At 59.5% G+C, this 16,700-nt stretch carries 18 protein-coding genes; 8 read left to right on the top strand and 10 right to left on the bottom strand.

Annotated elements, in window-relative coordinates:
- The first annotated feature begins 80 nt into the window (after positions 1-80).
- Together ACXYMP_RS03770 and rsmD are read left to right on the top strand one after the other, a co-directional pair.
- Positions 81-1,289, top strand: coding sequence for an NAD(P)/FAD-dependent oxidoreductase (locus ACXYMP_RS03770; RefSeq protein ID WP_298568605.1), 1,209 nt, complete (start codon positions 81-83; stop codon positions 1,287-1,289).
- Complete coding sequence (gene rsmD / locus ACXYMP_RS03765; protein WP_298568608.1) at positions 1,286-1,849, top strand: 16S rRNA (guanine(966)-N(2))-methyltransferase RsmD; 564 nt, start codon at positions 1,286-1,288, stop codon at positions 1,847-1,849. The genes ACXYMP_RS03770 and rsmD overlap by 4 nt, the downstream gene beginning before the upstream one ends.
- Before the next feature lie 47 nt (positions 1,850-1,896).
- Here the strand turns inward: rsmD and ACXYMP_RS03760 are convergent, their stop codons facing one another.
- The 3 genes from ACXYMP_RS03760 to sfsA form a co-directional block, all read right to left on the bottom strand.
- Complete coding sequence (locus ACXYMP_RS03760; RefSeq protein ID WP_458904437.1) at positions 1,897-2,955, bottom strand: TRAP transporter substrate-binding protein; 1,059 nt, start codon at positions 2,953-2,955, stop codon at positions 1,897-1,899.
- Positions 2,956-3,187: 232 nt separating this feature from the next.
- On the bottom strand, positions 3,188-4,036 hold the full coding sequence (gene map / locus ACXYMP_RS03755) for a type I methionyl aminopeptidase (protein ID WP_298568614.1): 849 nt from the start codon (positions 4,034-4,036) through the stop codon (positions 3,188-3,190).
- Positions 4,037-4,072: 36 nt separating this feature from the next.
- Positions 4,073-4,771 (bottom strand): DNA/RNA nuclease SfsA, encoded by a 699-nt coding sequence (gene sfsA, locus ACXYMP_RS03750; protein ID WP_458904435.1) that lies wholly within the window; start codon positions 4,769-4,771, stop codon positions 4,073-4,075.
- A gap of 38 nt (positions 4,772-4,809) precedes the next feature.
- On the opposite strand from sfsA, the gene ACXYMP_RS03745 reads away from it, so the two are divergent.
- From ACXYMP_RS03745 to ACXYMP_RS03730, 4 genes are read left to right on the top strand one after another with little or no spacing between them, the layout of a single operon-like run.
- The gene (locus tag ACXYMP_RS03745) at positions 4,810-5,538 is read left to right on the top strand and encodes a competence/damage-inducible protein A (RefSeq protein WP_298568619.1); all 729 of its coding nucleotides are present in this window, start codon (positions 4,810-4,812) and stop codon (positions 5,536-5,538) included.
- Positions 5,535-6,272, top strand: coding sequence for a GNAT family N-acetyltransferase (locus ACXYMP_RS03740; RefSeq protein ID WP_458904432.1), 738 nt, complete (start codon positions 5,535-5,537; stop codon positions 6,270-6,272). Before ACXYMP_RS03745 ends, ACXYMP_RS03740 begins: the two co-directional genes overlap by 4 nt.
- Positions 6,273-6,276: 4 nt before the next feature.
- Positions 6,277-6,852, top strand: a complete 576-nt coding sequence (locus tag ACXYMP_RS03735; protein ID WP_298568623.1) for a peroxidase-related enzyme — start codon at positions 6,277-6,279, stop codon at positions 6,850-6,852.
- Positions 6,853-6,887: 35 nt separating this feature from the next.
- On the top strand, positions 6,888-7,790 hold the full coding sequence (locus ACXYMP_RS03730) for an OmpA family protein (RefSeq protein ID WP_458904430.1): 903 nt from the start codon (positions 6,888-6,890) through the stop codon (positions 7,788-7,790).
- 78 nt (positions 7,791-7,868) lie between these two features.
- Here ACXYMP_RS03730 and ACXYMP_RS03725 read toward each other — a convergent pair whose 3' ends face one another.
- The 7 genes from ACXYMP_RS03725 to ACXYMP_RS03695 all read right to left on the bottom strand — a co-directional run bounded on the left by ACXYMP_RS03725 (position 7,869) and on the right by ACXYMP_RS03695 (position 14,488).
- Entirely contained in the window at positions 7,869-8,774 is a 906-nt protein-coding gene (locus ACXYMP_RS03725; protein WP_298568627.1) for a LysR family transcriptional regulator, read from the bottom strand.
- Positions 8,775-8,907: 133 nt separating this feature from the next.
- The gene (locus ACXYMP_RS03720) at positions 8,908-9,828 is read right to left on the bottom strand and encodes an AEC family transporter (protein WP_458904427.1); all 921 of its coding nucleotides are present in this window, start codon (positions 9,826-9,828) and stop codon (positions 8,908-8,910) included.
- Positions 9,829-9,866: 38 nt separating this feature from the next.
- Complete coding sequence (locus tag ACXYMP_RS03715) at positions 9,867-11,894, bottom strand: 2,4-dienoyl-CoA reductase FMN-binding domain-containing protein (RefSeq protein WP_458904425.1); 2,028 nt, start codon at positions 11,892-11,894, stop codon at positions 9,867-9,869.
- A gap of 76 nt (positions 11,895-11,970) precedes the next feature.
- A complete protein-coding gene (locus tag ACXYMP_RS03710) occupies positions 11,971-12,462 on the bottom strand; it encodes a 2-thiouracil desulfurase family protein (protein ID WP_458904423.1) in 492 nt (163 codons plus the stop codon).
- Between the two features lie 3 nt (positions 12,463-12,465).
- The gene (locus ACXYMP_RS03705) at positions 12,466-12,846 is read right to left on the bottom strand and encodes a hypothetical protein (RefSeq protein ID WP_298568638.1); all 381 of its coding nucleotides are present in this window, start codon (positions 12,844-12,846) and stop codon (positions 12,466-12,468) included.
- Between the two features lie 29 nt (positions 12,847-12,875).
- Complete coding sequence (locus ACXYMP_RS03700) at positions 12,876-13,649, bottom strand: DUF6478 family protein (protein WP_458904421.1); 774 nt, start codon at positions 13,647-13,649, stop codon at positions 12,876-12,878.
- Between the two features lie 119 nt (positions 13,650-13,768).
- Positions 13,769-14,488: a hypothetical protein gene (locus ACXYMP_RS03695; protein ID WP_458904419.1), complete on the bottom strand. Its 720-nt coding sequence runs from the start codon at positions 14,486-14,488 to the stop codon at positions 13,769-13,771.
- Between the two features lie 230 nt (positions 14,489-14,718).
- On the opposite strand from ACXYMP_RS03695, the gene ACXYMP_RS03690 reads away from it, so the two are divergent.
- Together ACXYMP_RS03690 and accD are read left to right on the top strand one after the other, a co-directional pair.
- Positions 14,719-15,666: a CPBP family intramembrane glutamic endopeptidase gene (locus ACXYMP_RS03690; protein ID WP_298568646.1), complete on the top strand. Its 948-nt coding sequence runs from the start codon at positions 14,719-14,721 to the stop codon at positions 15,664-15,666.
- A gap of 30 nt (positions 15,667-15,696) precedes the next feature.
- On the top strand, positions 15,697-16,692 hold the full coding sequence (gene accD / locus ACXYMP_RS03685) for an acetyl-CoA carboxylase, carboxyltransferase subunit beta (RefSeq protein ID WP_458904416.1): 996 nt from the start codon (positions 15,697-15,699) through the stop codon (positions 16,690-16,692).
- Positions 16,693-16,700: the final 8 nt, after the last annotated feature.

The following is a 16,700-nucleotide window of genomic DNA, read 5'->3' as shown; positions in this document are numbered from 1 at the left end:
TCAAGATCCCTGATTGTGTTTCCGTCCTGCCTAGTCATAGTCTGCAAACCGCGTCAGGTCAGCAGAAATGGAAGAACCTCATGGCTCACGTTGTTGTCATCGGCGCCGGGCAAGCCGGTGCGTCATTGGTCGCCAAACTCCGCAACGCGGGATTTGACGGTGAAATTACCCTGATCGGGGCCGAAACCGCACCACCCTACCAACGCCCGCCACTGTCGAAGGCTTATCTGCTGGGCGAGATGGAAGTGGAGCGGCTGTATTTGCGCCCCGAGAGTTTCTATGCGGAAAACAACATCACACTGCGCCTTGGCACGCAGGTGGATGCGATTGACGCGGCCAATCATCTGGTGGTGATCGGGGACGAGAAACTCCCCTATGACCAACTGGCGCTGACCACCGGGTCCGTGCCCCGCCGTCTGCCTGGCTCAATCGGCGGCGCACTTGAGGGCGTTCATGTTGTGCGCACGCTTGATGACGTGGACCGGATGGCGACCGAGTTCTCGCAAGGCCGCCGCGTGTTGATCATCGGTGGCGGCTATATCGGGTTGGAGGCCGCGGCCGTCGCTGCCAAGAAGGGTCTGAAGGTCACCCTTGTTGAGATGGCAGACCGTATCCTGCAACGTGTCGCAGCACCCGAAACCTCGGACTATTTCCGCGCTCTGCACACCGCCCACGGCGTCGATATCCGCGAAGGGGTTGGGTTGGACCGACTGACAGGTGACGGACGCGTAACCGGGGCCGTTTTGTCTGACGGCACTACGCTTGAGGTCGATTTCGCGATTGTCGGCGTGGGCATCGCGCCGGACACCACCTTGGCCGAAGCTGCTGGGCTGGAGATTGACAACGGCATCAAGACCGACGCGCTGGGTCGCACGTCCGATACCGCCATCTGGGCGGCTGGCGATTGTGCGTCCTTCCCGTATCACGGCACGCGCATCCGGCTGGAAAGCGTGCCAAACGCCATTGATCAGGCCGAAATTGTCGCCCGCAACATAATGGGCGAAAACGTAGACTATATCGCCACCCCGTGGTTCTGGTCGGATCAGTATGACGTGAAGCTTCAGATTGCCGGGCTCAATGTGGGCTACGACAACGTGGTCACGCGCCGTGATGGCGACGACGCCAGCGCGAGCTTCTGGTATTTTCAGGGCGACACGCTGCTGGCGGTTGACGCGATGAACGACCCACGCGCCTATATGGTCGGCAAACGGCTGATCGAAAGCGGCAAATCGCCGGACAAAGCGATTGTCGCTGACTCGGCATCAGACCTGAAACCGCTGTTGAAATGAGGATCATCGCAGGCCGTTTTCGTGGGCTGGCGCTGGCCAATGTTGGTAAAGGCGACGCGGGCGCGCATCTGCGCCCGACCACCGACCGGGTGCGCGAGAGCCTGTTTTCCATGCTGATCGGCGGCCGTTTTGGCGACCCAATTGAGGGAGCACGGGTGCTGGACCTGTTTGCTGGCACAGGCGCGCTGGGGCTTGAGGCCCTGTCGCGCGGCGCATCCCATGTGACCTTCGTGGATGATGGGCGCAAAGCGCTGTCCCTGATCCGCGAAAACGTCGCCAAGTGTCGATGTGCGGACGACGTGACAGTGGTGAAACGTGACGCGACGCGTTTGCCTGATGGGCAGCCCCACGACCTGATCTTCCTTGATCCACCTTACGGAAGTGGGTTGGGCGAAAAAGCATTGGACGCCGCGATCAAAGGCGGATGGGTCGCGCCAGATGCGCTGATCGTTTGGGAAGAAAGCGCGGCGATCACGCCCCCGGACGGGGTCGAATTGCTGGATGCCCGGCGATATGGGGATACGACAATCTCGATCCTCGAACGAGTGGGACGCGCATAACAAAAGGGCCACCCCGAGGGACGGCCCTTTGCTAAAATTTCTGCGGCTTACCGCGCCCGCGTGACCGACACCGCCGCCTGCGCGTCGCGCACCATCGCAGCGCCATCAAGGCCTTTGCCGTTCATGTCCTCAATCCACTCGGCGATGACTTCGTCGCCCAGCGCGCGAATTTTGGCGGTCTCTTCCTCGGACAATTCGGCAATGGCATTGCCGTCCGCCGCCATTTTCTCGCGCCCAACCACGTCGCCGGTATCATGCGCGCGACCAGCCAGAGCCGACGTGTGAAAGCCTGAATTCGCGTCGATCACGGCCTTCAGGTCATCGGGCAGCCCCTCATAGACATTCTTGTTCATCGCCCAGATGAAATAGAGGTTATACAGCGACTTATCGCCCGCAACATCGGTGTGGCTGTCCGTCAGCTCGTTCAGCTTCAGCGACGGCGACATTTCCCACGTGATCACACCACCATCGACCACACCTTTTGCGAGCGCCTCGGGAAAGGCGGGCACGGGCATGCCAATCGGCGTGGCACCAAGCTTGTCCAATAGCAGGGTCGAGGTCCGCGACGGGCCGCGCAGCTTCAGATTCTTGAAGTCCGCGACGCTAGCAATCGGATCGCCCTTCTTGTGAACGATCCCGCGCCCATGCATGTGGGCGGCAATCACCTTCACATCCGCGAAGTCATCCATCAGGTATTTCTGGGTATAGACCCACGCGGCTTTCGACGCCTCTTCGCCGGATTTGGTGACCATGAAGGGCAGCTCCATCGCCTCGGCTTCGGGGAAACGACCGGGTTGATAGCCGGGAATGACCCAGCCGCCGTCAATCGCGCCGTCGCGGATCAGGTCATACTGGCTGGTCGCTTTGCCGCCCAGTTGCATGGCCGGGTAAAGTTCGACCTTGATGCGTCCACCGGAATCCTTCTCGATCTTCTCGGCCCATGGGGCCATGAAATAGGTCGGGTTCGCCGATAAGGGCGACACGAAATGCTGGAAGCGAAGCGTCACTTCTTCGGCAAAGGTCGCGTTGGTCGACAGCAGTAAGGCTGCGGCGGCACCAATGGATGTGATGATGGATTTCGGGGTGAAGGAGCGGAAGTGGGTCATGGGACACCCTCCGTTTTTCGTAGAAACAGCCGCGCATGAGTGTCGCGGAAGCCGCCCCACCTCTTGCGGGTCGGCATATGGAACCTAGGCACGAGTTTCTGCGAGTGCAAACGGAAAAGCGAAGGAATCCCAACCGAAGGACATCGGCAACAGAAACACCCTGAATTCAAAAGGATATTTTGCGGTCAAGGGGAAGAAACGGTAGAAGTTTCCCCTAAGTCAACCGGCGCGCTTAACCCCAAGTTGGATGGAACTTTCCCGCAGGCGACAGCGTGAAGATATCGCACCCATCCGCCGTGACCCCGACCGAATGTTCGAACTGCGCCGACAATGATTTATCGCGGGTGATCGCGGTCCAGTCATCGGCAAGGATCTTGGTTTCCGGGCGGCCCAGATTGACCATCGGCTCGATGGTGAAGAACATGCCTTCTTCCAGCACAGGGCCCATACCGGGACGCCCGTAATGCAGCACATTGGGTGGGGCGTGGAACACTTGCCCCAGTCCGTGCCCGCAGAAATCGCGCACCACCGACATGCGCTGGCTTTCCACATGGGACTGGATGGCGTGGCCGATATCTCCGAAAGTATTTCCGGGGCGCACGGCCTCGATCCCCTTCATCAGGGCATCATGAGTCACTTGGATCAGTCGTTCTGCGAAAGGCTTCAGCGTGCCGACCTTATACATGCGGCTTGTGTCGCCATACCAACCGTCCACAATCACCGTCACATCAACGTTCAGGATGTCGCCGTCGATCAATTCGTCGTGCTTGCGCGCTGACTTCTCGTTCTTGCCCTTGGGCGTTTTCGATCCGGGGATGCCGTGGCAGACCACATGGTTCAACGAAATGCAGGACGCGTGCTTATAGCCTTTATACCCAATGGTGGCAGACACCGCGCCAGCCTCGTCCACCATTGCCTCGATCGCGGCGTCAAGTTCGGCGGTGGTGGCACCCGGCTTCACCATCGGCGCGATCCGGTCCAGAATATCGGCCGCCAAATGTCCCGCCTTATGCATTCCGGCAAAGTCGGAAGGGTCGTATAGGCGAATGCCTTCTTTGGTCACGCGCATCGTGTCGTCCATGGGTTGGTCCTCTTGCTTCGCCCATAAATAGGATGTTCAGGCCAAAGACGCCAGAGGGGCCGCGACATGGATGCCATCGGGGCTGATCTGTGTGCCCAGCACGATGACGTCGACCCCGGCGGCGCGCGCGTCAACAAACGCAGCGGCATAGGTCGGGTCAATGTCACGCGCCAGATCGAACCGGTCACAATCCGTGCGCTGCACAAGGTAGAGCATCACTGCGCGATGCCCCTGCCCGACCACTTTCGCAAGCTCGCCCAGATGCTTGGTGCCGCGGGCGGTCACGCTGTCGGGAAACTCGGCCAAGCCGGGTTGGCGGGACAGGGTCACTGATTTCACCTCGAGATAGGTCAGGCCATCACCTTTCAACAGAAAGTCGATGCGGCTGTTTTCGCCGTATTTCACCTCGGCCCGGACCGTATGATAATCGCCCAAGCCAGCGACCGAACGTGCCTCTAGCGCCGCGCGCAAAGCGCGGTTCGGCACCGAGGTATCAACGCCGGTGAAATGCCCGTTTTCATGGTCGACCAACCGCCAGCCAAACTTCAGCTTCTTTTTAGGGTCGTCATTCGGCTCCAGCCAGATTTTCATACCCGGCTCAGCCAACCCCATCATCGAACCGGGATTGGCGCAATGGGCCGTCACGTCGCGACCATCTGCCAACGTGCAATCGGCAAGAAACCGTTTGTAGCGACGAATGAGCTTTGCGGGCACAAGAGGGCTGGGAAATTGCATGTCTCAGGCCTATACCGGAAGGAGGAAAGGAACAACCTATGGCCAACCCGACAGCCGCCATGTTGGTAATCGGAGACGAGATCTTGTCCGGCAGGACACGGGACGCAAACATGCACCATCTCGCCTGCAAATTGACCGACCATGGTATTGACCTGAAAGAAGCGCGTGTGGTGTCAGATGACGCCCAAGCGATTGAGGCTGCGGTAAAAGCACTGTCCCTTGCGTATGACCATGTTTTCACTTCGGGCGGAATCGGTCCGACGCATGACGACATCACCGCCGATTGCATTGCCCGTGCGTTCGGCGATCACATCGACATTCGTGAAGATGCCCGCGCATTGCTGGCCGCACATTACGCGCGACAAGGGCAGGAATTCAACGCAGCAAGGCAGCGCATGGCACGCATCCCAGACCGTGCGACATTGATCGACAACCCGGTATCGGTCGCGCCAGGGTTCACGCTTGAGAACGTCCATGTGATGGCGGGTGTGCCGTCTGTCTTCAAGGCGATGGTCGACAGCGTATTGCCGGGGCTGACCGGCGGCGCGCCGCTTCTGTCACGCTCGATCAGAATCGAACGTGGCGAAGGTGAGATTGCGGGACCGCTGGGTCAGGTTGTCGAAGATTTTGCAGACCTCAGCTTTGGGTCATATCCCTTCATACAGAACGGTGTTTTCGGGGCGAATATCGTTATTCGCGGGACCGACACCGACAGAATTCATTCCGCCGCGCAAACCTTGTCTCGGCTATTTACGGAGGACACATGAAACACGACCTGCCAAATGCCGTAGCGATCATCGAGGCCAGCGAAGCAACATGGCCGCCGGCCGAAACAAAACGGGTGGGGGCATGGATCATTCGTGATGGCGCGGGCGGCGGCAAGCGCGTGTCAGCGGCCACTGAAAACTGGCCGACCACCGAAGCTGATCTGCCCGCCGCTGAAAAAGCGATGCGTGAATTGGGCATGGACCCGCTGTTTCAAATCCGCAATGGCGACGAACACCTTGATGATATGTTGGAAAAACACGGATACCAGATTGTTGACCCGGTGAATATTTGGGTCATCGAGGTCGCAGAACTGACAAAAGACGCGCTGCCGCCTGTCTCGGCGTTCTCGATCTGGCCGACATTGTCCATCATGCACGAATTGTGGGACGCCGGGGGCATCGGCAAAGAACGTCGCGCCGTGATGGAGCGGGCGACCTGTCCAAAAACCGGCCTTTTGGCGCGCACCGATGACACCCCATCCGGCGTTGGCTATGTTGGGCTGCACGATGACATTGCTGTGGTGCACGCCTTGCATGTCGACAAAGGGTTGCGTCGGCAGGGCACAGGTCAAAACCTGCTGAAGCAAGCGGCCATCTGGGCGAAGGACCAAGGCGCGAAATATCTGGCCCTGATTGTTACACAGGGCAACCACGCTGCAAATCCGCTCTATACCAATCTTGGTATGCACATTGTCGGGCACTATCATTACCGGATCAAGAAATCGCAGGGGTAAAGACATGGCACATAAGAACAATGGTGTGACGGACCTGAACCTGCCGATGGTTGATCCGCTTCCCGCAGACATTCAGAAGTATTTCGACATCTGTGACGAAAAACTGGGCCTCGTGCCGAACGTGCTGAAAGCCTATGCGTTCGACATGGAAAAGCTGCGCGCGTTTTCAGCCATGTATAACGAATTGATGATGGGTGACAGCGGCCTGTCCAAGCTGGAGCGAGAGATGATTGCTGTCGTCGTCAGCTCGATCAACCGGTGCTGGTATTGCCAGGTGGCCCACGGCGCAGCGGTTCGCGAACTGTCCGGCAACCCCCAGCTTGGCGAAGCGATGGTGATGAACTGGCGCATGGCCAAACTGGATGCTCGCCAGCACGCCATGCTGCTGTTTGCCGAGAAAATAACCAAAGCTTCCGCCGAAACAGAGGAAGCCGATCGCGACGCCCTCCGCAGCGTAGGGTTCACGGATCGCGACATCTGGGACATTGCCGCAACTGTCGGTTTCTTTTCCATGTCGAACCGCATGGCATCTGCGGTCGGAATGAAACCCAATGATGCCTACCATGCGTCGCACAGATGAACACAGTCGTCGGTCTTGTCCGGGCAGCGCTTTGTATGCTCGTCCTCAGTTTGATGGTTGCACCCGCGTCGGCGCTTGACCTGCCAGCCGGTGCGGTTCAGCAAGCCAGTGAACAGACGCCTAATGGACGGGTCGGTCTTGCCACTGCGCGCTTTGACGGGCGAACCGTTCCGGCCCGCGCCGTTGAAGGGCAGGTGACGTGGCAGGCCTGGAAGATACCGGGCACCAGCCAGGGCAGCTTTCAGGTTCTCACCGACCTGCGCGATCAGTTGATACAGGACGGATACGAGATCCTTTTCCAGTGTCAGGCGGTGGCCTGTGGCGGCTATGATTTCCGCTTTGAGGTTGGCCACTTCAAAGCCCCCGACATGTATGTGGACCTCGGCGATTTTCACTATATCAGCGCGCACAAATCGGACCATCACATCGGCCTTCTTGTCAGCAGGTCCAGCGCGGCAGCCTTTGTCGAAATGGTTCAGGTCGCACCTGCGGGAAGCCCTGTCACGCCGGTCGCCGCGCAAACGGGCCGGCCTGTCTCGACGGGAGTGGCCCCGCTTTCTGGCACACTTGCCAGCGCGCTTGAGGCGACCGGTCGCGCTGTTCTTGCCGGTGTGGACTTCGCGACGGGGTCATCGCAACTCACCAATAGCGAGGTCACCGCGCTTGCGGAACTGGCCACCTATCTGACCCAGGACACCTCTCGCAGGGTCATGCTCGTCGGTCACACTGACGCCGAAGGAGGGCTTGAGGGAAATGTCGCGCTGTCGCGAAAACGCGCAAATTCGGTCATGACGCAACTGGTCGACTTCTATGGTGTTGACCGGACCCAGGTTTCTGCACAAGGCGTTGGTTTCCTTGCGCCTTTGGCCTCCAACCTTACCCCGGAAGGGCGAGAACAAAACCGGCGCGTAGAGGCCGTTTTGATCAACACTGACTGACCCAAAATGAAAAAGCACGGCAAAGGGAGCCATCCCTGCCGCGCTTTTTTGGTGTCCCCGATCGTGAGGGGAACACGCTTACCAGTTGTCTGGGCCTTTGTCCGCGAAGACGTGGACAAGAAAGTCGATAAACGCACGCACTTTGGGCTGGGTAAAGCGCCCTGGCGGATAAACGGCGTAAATTCCCTGTGTGTCCGCCGGAAGATCCGGGATTGCGTCCACGACCAAGCCTTGCTCCAATGCATCCGCGTAAAGGAAGCTGGGCAGATACGCGATTCCAAGTCCCGAAATGGCGGCGTTCAAAAGGGATTGCCCGTCATTAACACTGAGCCACCCCGCCGAACGTACCTGACGCATTTCGCCAGACGGCGCGGGGATCTTCCAAACATTGCCCGAGCTTTGGCTCGAATAATGCAGAAGCTTGTGTTCGTTCAGATCGTCGATGCGGCCCGGGCGGCCGTATTTCTCGAAATAGGCGGGGCTGCCAACCATGCGGCGCGTCGTGGTTGATATCTTGCGGGCTCGCAACGAGCTGTCTTCCAGTTCTCCGACACGGATGGCCATGTCGAACCCTTCGGAAATCAACTCGACGTAGCGATTGGCGAGTTCCATGTTCACATTCACATCAGGGAAATCGCTCAGGAACTCCCCCAGAACCGGGCTAAGGTGGTTCACGCCAAAATCCGTCGCTACCGATATGCGCAAAAGACCCGATGGTGCAGATTGCATCGAAGTCACCAGCGCATCGGCTTCGCCCGCGTCGTTCAAAACACGGCGCGCACGGTCATAATAGGCCAGTCCAATTTCGGTCGGGCTGACACGGCGCGTCGTGCGGTTCAAAAGCCGTGCGCCAAGCCGTGCTTCAAGGCTTGATACATGCTTTGACACTGCCGACTTGGATATCCCCATCTTCTTGGCAGCGTCCGTAAATCCACCTTGGTCCACCACGGTGGCAAAGGCTTCCATTTCGGTCAGTCGATCCATCTTTACTCTTTCCACAATCATCGCCCCAGTGGGAGACTGTATCCATGTGAATTGGGGCAAGACTGTGAAGAGCAGCCGACAATACAAGGGTATTTCAGCGGATCGTTTTGGACTTGGAAACGACGAATCGGGGCTATCTTGTTGAAAAGACAAGCTCGGCAATTGTGATCCACAAAGGCAGGCTGAGTGCTGACAACAGCGTCGTTTGGGCGATCAGCGTCGCGACCAGTTGTCGATCTGCGCCAAATGCAGAGGCTAGGACATGCGCCGCTGATGCCGTTGGCAGGGCGGCAAAGACCACCAGAACCGACGCAATTGCCGGATCAAGGCCAAGCCCGACACCAACGCCCAGCGCGAACATGGGGAGTGCCAAAAGCTTGATCACACAGATGGCACCGTTGAAGCGGTCTAGTCGCGCTAGTGCCCCCCAATTCATCGTCGCGCCAATGGACAACAGCGCGATCGGGATTGCCGCGCGCGCCAACATCTCAACCGGCGCCATGATCGGGGTGGGCAAACGCCAGCCCATCAGGCCGAACACCACGCCGCCAAGACTTGCCAGCAGGAACGGGTTCAGGGCGATTTTCGCCACCGTTGCCCCTAGGCCCAGTGCACCGCCGCGTGACAGGGCAGATACGGCGAACAGGTTTGCCACGGGCACCCCCATGCCGACGGCCACAGCCATTTCGCCAGCGCCGCCATGGGTCAGCAGCTCAACCGCGACCAGACCAAGGGCTGTGTTGAAGCGCCAGCCAACCTGCCAAGCACCCGCGAAATCCAGAAACCGGTCGGGCCCGACATGGCGAACCAGCCAACCAAGCCCCAAACCGACCGAGAGGGTCGCCCACACCACCGGGGCCATGATCACCAGCTTTTCAATCTCGATAGGGCGGCTGGCGGCGGCAACAAAAAGAAGCGCGGGGAACAGGATCTCGAAGTTCAGGCGGTCCAGCCCCTGCCACGCGTTCACCGACAAGCGGTTGCGCAACAGCCCACCCAGCCCGACCAGAAGAAAGACGGGCATAAGTCCGGTAAAGACGGCGATGAAAACCATGTGACCTCCGCGGCGCTACCCCGGATCACATGATCAGATCAGAGCGAGGCCGCCAAGCGCGATCCTTGGTCGATGGCGCGTTTGGCGTCAAGCTCCGCGGCCACATCCGCGCCGCCAATGACATGAGGTGTCTTTCCACGCGCCTCTAGCGCGTCCGCCAAGCTGCGGTCGCTGACTTGGCCTGCACAAAGGATGACGTTGTCGACTTCGATCACGCGCGGATCTTCGCGCGCCTCGCCGATCGAGACCATCAGCCCTTCATCGGTGATGCGCTCGTAATTCACGCCGCCCACCATCTCGACCCCTTTCATCTTCAGGGTCGCGCGGTGAATCCAGCCGGTCGTTTTGCCCAGCCCCTTGCCCAGCGCTTTGGCCTTGCGCTGCATCAGGGTGACGTGGCGTGCGGGCGCTTCGGGTTTCGGACCATCGGGTGACAGCCCACCCCGCGCTTTGGCCGGATCGGCCACGCCCCATTCGGCGAGCCATTCTTCAAGGTTTTCGGTCGGGCTTTCGCCCGCTTGCGTCAGAAACTCGGCCACGTCGAACCCAATGCCGCCCGCGCCGATAATGGCCACGCGGTCGCCCACCGGCACCTCGTGGCGCAGCACGTCGATATAGGACAGGACGTTGTCAGACCCCTGCCCGTCGATCCCCGGATCGCGTGGGATAACACCGGTGGCAATGATCACCTCGTCAAACCCATCAAGGTCATCCGCCGTGACCTCTTTGCCCAGTTGCAGGTCGATGTCCGAGGCCGCGACCATCCGGTCATACCAATCGACCAGTCCGATGAATTCTTCTTTGCCGGGGATTTTCTTGGCCATGTTCAGCTGACCACCCACCTGATCGGCCCGATCAAACAGCGTGACCTTGTGGCCGCGTTCGTCTGCCACCAGCGCGGTGGACAGACCCGCGGGGCCAGCGCCCACGATGGCGATGGATTTGGGCGTGTCGGTCATGTCATAGCGCAGCTCGGTTTCATAACAGGCGCGCGGGTTTACCAGGCAGGTCGAGATCTTGCCGCCGAACGTATGATCCAGACAGGCTTGGTTGCACGCGATACAGGGGGCGATGTCGCCCGCGCGACCCTCGGCCGCTTTGGCAACGAAATCGGGGTCGGCAAGGAAAGGCCGTGCCATCGACACCATATCTGCCGCGCCGCCCGCAAGAACCTCTTCTGCCACGTCAGGGTGATTGATCCGGTTTGACGTGATGATCGGCAGCGACACCTGCCCCATCAGCTTTTTCGTGACCCATGTGAAGGCCGCTCGCGGGACCGAGGTGGCGATGGTCGGAATGCGGGCTTCGTGCCAGCCGATGCCGGTGTTGATGATGGTGGCGCCCGCTTTCTCGATCTCTTTCGCCAGTTGCACGACCTCGTCGAAGGTCGAGCCATTGGGCACAAGGTCGATCATCGACAGGCGATAGATGATGATGAACTCAGGTCCGACGGCTGCGCGCACGGCTTTCACAACCTCGATGGGCAAGCGCATCCGATTTTCGTACGATCCGCCCCAACGGTCTTGGCGTTTGTTGGTGTGGGTGACAAGGAACTGGTTCAAGAAATAGCCTTCCGACCCCATAACCTCGACCCCGTCATAACCTGCCTCTTGCGCGCGGGCGGCGGCGGTGGCGAAATCGGCGATCTGTTTCTGGATTCCATCCTCGTCCAGCTCTTTCGGCGGGAAAGGCGAAATGGGCGATTTGATCGGGCTGGCAGACACGCAATCCGGTCCATAGGCATAACGCCCGGCATGAAGGATCTGCATGGCGATCTTGCCGCCTTCTGCGTGCACGCGGTCGGTGACGATCCGGTGGTTGGCGATATCCTCGTCGGTATAAAGACCTGCCGCGCCCGGATACACACCGCCTTCGGGGTTCGGGGCCATCCCGCCGGTCACGATCAACGCCGCCCCACCACGGGCGCGTTCGGCATAGAACTCGGCCACGCGCGGCCAGTCGCCACGTTCCTCAAGCCCGGTGTGCATGGAGCCCATCAGCACGCGGTTCTTCAGGGTGGTGAAGCCCAGATCAAGGGGGGCGAGAAGGGTCGGATAGCTGGTCATGCGGGCGGTCTCCTGTGGTGTCGGGCAAATCTGGACGAGCGGCTTTGCGCTGTCACCCCAAACGCTGCGTAACGCGTCAGACTTTCGGCGGAAAACTCGTGGCGAGGGCGTCTAAGTCATCAGGGCCGTAGACCGTCACCCCGGCCGCCCGCAACGCCGCAGTGGTCACGCCCATCCCGACCCGCTTTTTGCCATCGTGATCACCGCTATAGATCAGCGACGAACCGCACGAGGGGCTGGCTTCCGTCAACAGCGCGTGACTGCAACCGTGGGCGCGTGCGCACTCAACCGCGCTTTGGGCACCCGCGACGAAAGCTGCGGTGACATCACCGCCCTTGGCGTCGATCACCCGCGCGCGACTGGCCAGAACGTCATCGCCGTTGCACCCGGGCTGTATCTCTGAAGGAAGTCGGGGCACTGCCAGCCCACCTGCAAGTTCCGGGCAGAACGGCACTAAAAGGCCCAGCCGATCCCAACGGGACAAAGTGGCGTTCAGCAGGGTCTTGGACTGGCCGTCGTAACGCACATTCTGCCCCATCAGACAGGCGCTAACGAGCAGCCGGGCCAACGTCTAGCCCGCCTCCATGCAATGGCGTCGAAAGGCGCGTTTCAGCATATCAAGCTCGGCGCGTAGCAGGTCCAATTCGGCACGAATGTCGTCGTCCAGCGGCTGCCCGGTCACGATCGAGAAGCTTTCAAGCTGTTCGCCACTGTCCTTATCCGAAATTACAAAAGTCTGCACGCCGTCGCACAGAAGATCGGCCGGAATTGGCACCTTCACAACGAACTGGTCCGCCTGATCCGGGTGGGTCGTCACGCTAACCCCATCAACGGGTTGCGTCAGGTGCGTGACGGAAAGCTGCGGTGGCGCTTCGCTTTTGTCATCGGTGGTCAGAACGCCTTCCCAGACACCTGCCTGAATGCGCGCCTTGGCCAGTTGAAGCTTTGCCATTTTCCCCTCCTTACCGGGTCAGTGCGTGCTCAGACTTCGGCCCGGGGCCGACGGCTGAAATTAACATCGCGCAGGGTCACCTGGCTCATCTCGGGGTTCTCGAACACCAGATCGACCCAAATGCGATCAACGCGCTTTTCGTTCATTTTGGTGTAGGCCAGGTCGAATTCGACCACCACTTCGTCCTCACCAAGGGGCAGTTCACGCACAATCTGTTCGGTGTTCGGGCCGTGCTGGACGTTCAGGCGCGCGAAAATCTCGATCGGTTTTTCCAACTCGACGACAGCCGTCATGCGCACCAGATGGTTGCGCTTCAGCCCATCAACGGCAGAGGGGGGCAGTTCGATCACCAAAGACAGGAAAGAGCCATCAAACCGGAACATATCCATACGCAACCCGAAAGGGGCCAGATCGCTTTCACGAGTGTTTCTGATCTGGCGCACTGTCAATTCCGAGATGCGGCAATCGTGAAATACCGTAACTTCGTCGCCGAACTGCGCCTTGGTTTCGACCGCTGCCATGCCGGGCGGATTAAGCGGTCCGCGCCAAAGTTGGGGGCGATAGGCCCAGTCCGAATACAAGGGTTTTTGGATGGCGTTGGAGCCAATCAGGGGCAATGTCAGACGGCCATCGGCGATATGCAGAACCCGGTCCAGATGCTGGCGCAACTGGCGAGCGCGCCCGCGCAACACTCTCAGCGTGGCAAGGTCCAGCCCTTCGGCCTTGCGCGCTGTCTGCTGCCAGCGGCGCAGGGCCTGCCGATGAAACAACCGTTCAGAGATATTTGTTACGCGTCGCGCCATCAAAAACGGCCTTCCATCACCAGATTCGTCCAAGCTTCACCGTGCCGCCATACTTAAACCGATTGGTTTCCATTGCGCAAACCTCCACACCATCTTTTGCGCGTGGCACATTGGTCAGCTTAACCCGCATTGGCGGATCGAATTGCCGCGACAAATGCCCTTAGAATCTTGAAGGCGCTACGGCGGTCCAGTTTCTGGTCCGCAAATGCGGTGACGCTCGCCGTGACCAGCATTCCTTTAAGTTCGAAGAACGACCGCCACGTCGCCTCTGACAACGCGTCAGGCAATCCTGCCGAAGTGTCTTTGATCAGAATATGAAGCGAATCGTCTGCTTCCTTAATCTCCACCAGGGTGACCGTGCTTGCCGCACCTGACCGGCTAAGCGCTGCCAACCCTGCGTCGCTCTCCAGAAAGGCACGTGCGGCGGCCATGCGGCCTGCTGGGTCCGTCGGCAGGCCCGTCGCCTCGATCGGAAGGGGCAGGACGGAAGCAGCCAGAAAGGCGGGTTTCGCGGGAGACGGGTCAGCGGGGTTCTTTGACAGCGCCGCACAAGCACCAAGCGGCACATAGGCGCCGCTGTCTGCGTCCTGCAAGGTGGTGCGGTCAATGCAGAAGCCTTTCGGGCCAGCAATATCGACCGTGCCTGCCATGACCGAGACTTTTTGCAACAAGTCGACACTCGGCGTCGCCCGCCCCGCCGAGAACAGCGGGCTTTTTTCCAACTCTTTAGGAGTCTTGGCAGCGTCTGCCCCGAAACAGCCGGCCAACACCACAACAGCAGCAAAACCGCCGACCAAGGGCCGCGCGCGTCTAAATCGACCCGACAGGCATATTCCCATAACTCCCCCCAACCCCGAAGCCTTGCTTCTCAACACTCATCAAAACACATGCAGGTAATAGCGTATGTTGCGGACCGAGTGCAAACACGCCTTTTCATCGCAATGGCGAGATACAGGAATGACAGCGCGCCAGACAAGACCGGGGAACACCCCTGCCATTTTCCCGGTTGTCGTTCGCCGCAGCCACAGCCATCATCAGCGCTAAGCGATCATTCACCGGGGGAGCCTCCTTGTCGCAAGATACCGCAGCCGACCACACCGTGCCCGCCGCAGAGTTCTGGGCGCCGGCCTTCCCGCGCATCCAGATCTGGCGCACATTGCTTGGCTTTATGCTGCTCCATGTGGTGTTTTTTGCTGCGACCTTCGGCATTTTTCTGCTTGGCGCATATCTGCTTGGCGTTGAGCCATACGAGATTTTGGACGGAGGGTCGCCAGCCAAGGCGGCAACCTTCTTTCTGACGTTTCTGGGGTATCATCTTGGACTGTGGATCACTTTGAGGCTGCTGCACAAACGCGGGTTCCGATCCTTGTTCGGACCCGCCCAACGCGTCAACTGGAGCCACTTTCGCAAGGGTCTGGTGGTTGCCATCGGCATCAGCCTTGCCGCCATCGCCGTGCAACTTCTAGACCCGCTGATCATGGAGCAAAACAGCGCCGCCGAAGTGCGTCAGGCGATGCCATTGCGAACATGGGGTCTGTTGATTGCACCTGCCCTTGTGCTGGTCTTGGTTCAGATTTTTGCCGAGGAGTTGGTCTTTCGTGGCTATGTGTTGCAGCAATTGCGCGCCCGGTTCCGGTCCGTCTGGGTCTGGGCGATCCTGCCATCGCTGGCTTTTGGCATGCTCCATTTCGACCCCGAAACCTATGGCATCAATGCTGTCTTTTACGTCATCCATACGACGGTGGTCGGCATCGTTCTTGCGCTGGTTACGATCAGGACTGGAAATATCGGGGCGGCCGCCGGTCTGCATTTCGGCAACAACGCCATGCTGATCTTCTCTGGCACCGAGGGAAATCTAGATGGGTTTTCGTTGTTTCTGGCCGAAATGGACCTGAAAAGCAGCTATATGTCATGGTCAATCATGACCCAAACAGCCCTTGTCCTGATTGCGTTTGTCGGCTGGTGGGTGCTGACACAACGCAAGCCGCCAATTGCAAATATGGCAAAGGCGGACTAGTTAGATCGAAACGACCAAGGAAGACAGGCGATGAACTGGATCTCGAATTACGTCCGCCCACGGATCAACTCGCTTTTTTCGCGCCGTGAGGTGCCAGAGAACCTCTGGACCAAATGTCCGGAATGCGGATCGATGCTGTTTCATAGGGAATCTACCGAAAACCTGAACGTCTGCACCAACTGCGACCACCACATGGCGATCACGCCACGCGAAAGGTTTCACGCGCTGTTCGACGGTGGTGTTTTTGCCGAGATTGCCGTGCCCGCGCCGGTCGACGATCCGCTGCACTTCAAGGATCAAAAGAAATACCCTGAACGGATGAAGGCCGCCCGCAAGGACACCGGCGAACGCGAGGCAATGCTTGTTGCCGAAGGCGAAATCGGGCGCACGCCGATCGTTGCCGCCGCGCAGGATTTCAGCTTCATGGCGGGATCGATGGGCATGTATGTCGGCAACGCGATCATCGCCGCCGCCGAACGGGCCGTTGCGGCCAAACGCCCGCTCGTTCTGTTTTCTGCTGCCGGTGGCGCGCGCATGCAGGAAGGCATTCTGAGCCTCATGCAGATGCCACGCACCACCGTTGCGGTGCAGATGCTGAAAGAGGCTGGCCTGCCCTACATCGTCGTGCTGACTCACCCGACGACCGGCGGCGTCACGGCGTCCTATGCCATGCTGGGCGACGTGCATATCGCCGAACCCAACGCGCTGATCTGCTTTGCGGGACCACGGGTCATCGAACAGACCATCCGTGAAAAACTGCCCGACGGGTTCCAGCGGGCCGAATACCTGTTGGATCACGGCATGTTGGACCGTGTGACCCATCGCAAGGACATGAAGCACGAGCTGGTCACGATCTTGCGCATGTTGACCGGTCAAAGCCCCGCGGTGAAGGGTGACTTGCCCAAGCCGGACGATACGGCCAAGTCAGAGACCCCCGCGACGCAAACGGCCAAAGCATCGGCCACAGACGCAGACAAAGACACCAAGCAAGCCTCTCCCTCCAAAACCGAGGCACCTAAGGCGTGAGCGCGATC

Source organism: Aliiroseovarius sp. CAU 1755 (assembly GCF_054482655.1).
This window is presented reverse-complemented; position numbering and strand designations above follow the sequence as displayed.

What these genes read in the sequence shown, in the direction of transcription:
- ACXYMP_RS03725 (WP_298568627.1), bottom strand. Translation starts at nt 8,774, where the DNA reads ATGGATCGACTGACCGAAATGGAAGCCTTTGCCACCGTGGTGGACCAA.
- accD (WP_458904416.1), top strand. Translation starts at nt 15,697, where the DNA reads ATGAACTGGATCTCGAATTACGTCCGCCCACGGATCAACTCGCTTTTT.
- ACXYMP_RS03695 (WP_458904419.1), bottom strand. Translation starts at nt 14,488, where the DNA reads ATGGGAATATGCCTGTCGGGTCGATTTAGACGCGCGCGGCCCTTGGTC.
- ACXYMP_RS03735 (WP_298568623.1), top strand. Translation starts at nt 6,277, where the DNA reads ATGGCACATAAGAACAATGGTGTGACGGACCTGAACCTGCCGATGGTT.
- sfsA (WP_458904435.1), bottom strand. Translation starts at nt 4,771, where the DNA reads ATGCAATTTCCCAGCCCTCTTGTGCCCGCAAAGCTCATTCGTCGCTAC.
- ACXYMP_RS03715 (WP_458904425.1), bottom strand. Translation starts at nt 11,894, where the DNA reads ATGACCAGCTATCCGACCCTTCTCGCCCCCCTTGATCTGGGCTTCACC.
- ACXYMP_RS03740 (WP_458904432.1), top strand. Translation starts at nt 5,535, where the DNA reads ATGAAACACGACCTGCCAAATGCCGTAGCGATCATCGAGGCCAGCGAA.
- rsmD (WP_298568608.1), top strand. Translation starts at nt 1,286, where the DNA reads ATGAGGATCATCGCAGGCCGTTTTCGTGGGCTGGCGCTGGCCAATGTT.
- ACXYMP_RS03720 (WP_458904427.1), bottom strand. Translation starts at nt 9,828, where the DNA reads ATGGTTTTCATCGCCGTCTTTACCGGACTTATGCCCGTCTTTCTTCTG.
- ACXYMP_RS03770 (WP_298568605.1), top strand. Translation starts at nt 81, where the DNA reads ATGGCTCACGTTGTTGTCATCGGCGCCGGGCAAGCCGGTGCGTCATTG.
- ACXYMP_RS03705 (WP_298568638.1), bottom strand. Translation starts at nt 12,846, where the DNA reads ATGGCAAAGCTTCAACTGGCCAAGGCGCGCATTCAGGCAGGTGTCTGG.
- map (WP_298568614.1), bottom strand. Translation starts at nt 4,036, where the DNA reads ATGGACGACACGATGCGCGTGACCAAAGAAGGCATTCGCCTATACGAC.
- ACXYMP_RS03760 (WP_458904437.1), bottom strand. Translation starts at nt 2,955, where the DNA reads ATGACCCACTTCCGCTCCTTCACCCCGAAATCCATCATCACATCCATT.
- ACXYMP_RS03745 (WP_298568619.1), top strand. Translation starts at nt 4,810, where the DNA reads ATGGCCAACCCGACAGCCGCCATGTTGGTAATCGGAGACGAGATCTTG.
- ACXYMP_RS03730 (WP_458904430.1), top strand. Translation starts at nt 6,888, where the DNA reads ATGCTCGTCCTCAGTTTGATGGTTGCACCCGCGTCGGCGCTTGACCTG.
- ACXYMP_RS03700 (WP_458904421.1), bottom strand. Translation starts at nt 13,649, where the DNA reads ATGGCGCGACGCGTAACAAATATCTCTGAACGGTTGTTTCATCGGCAG.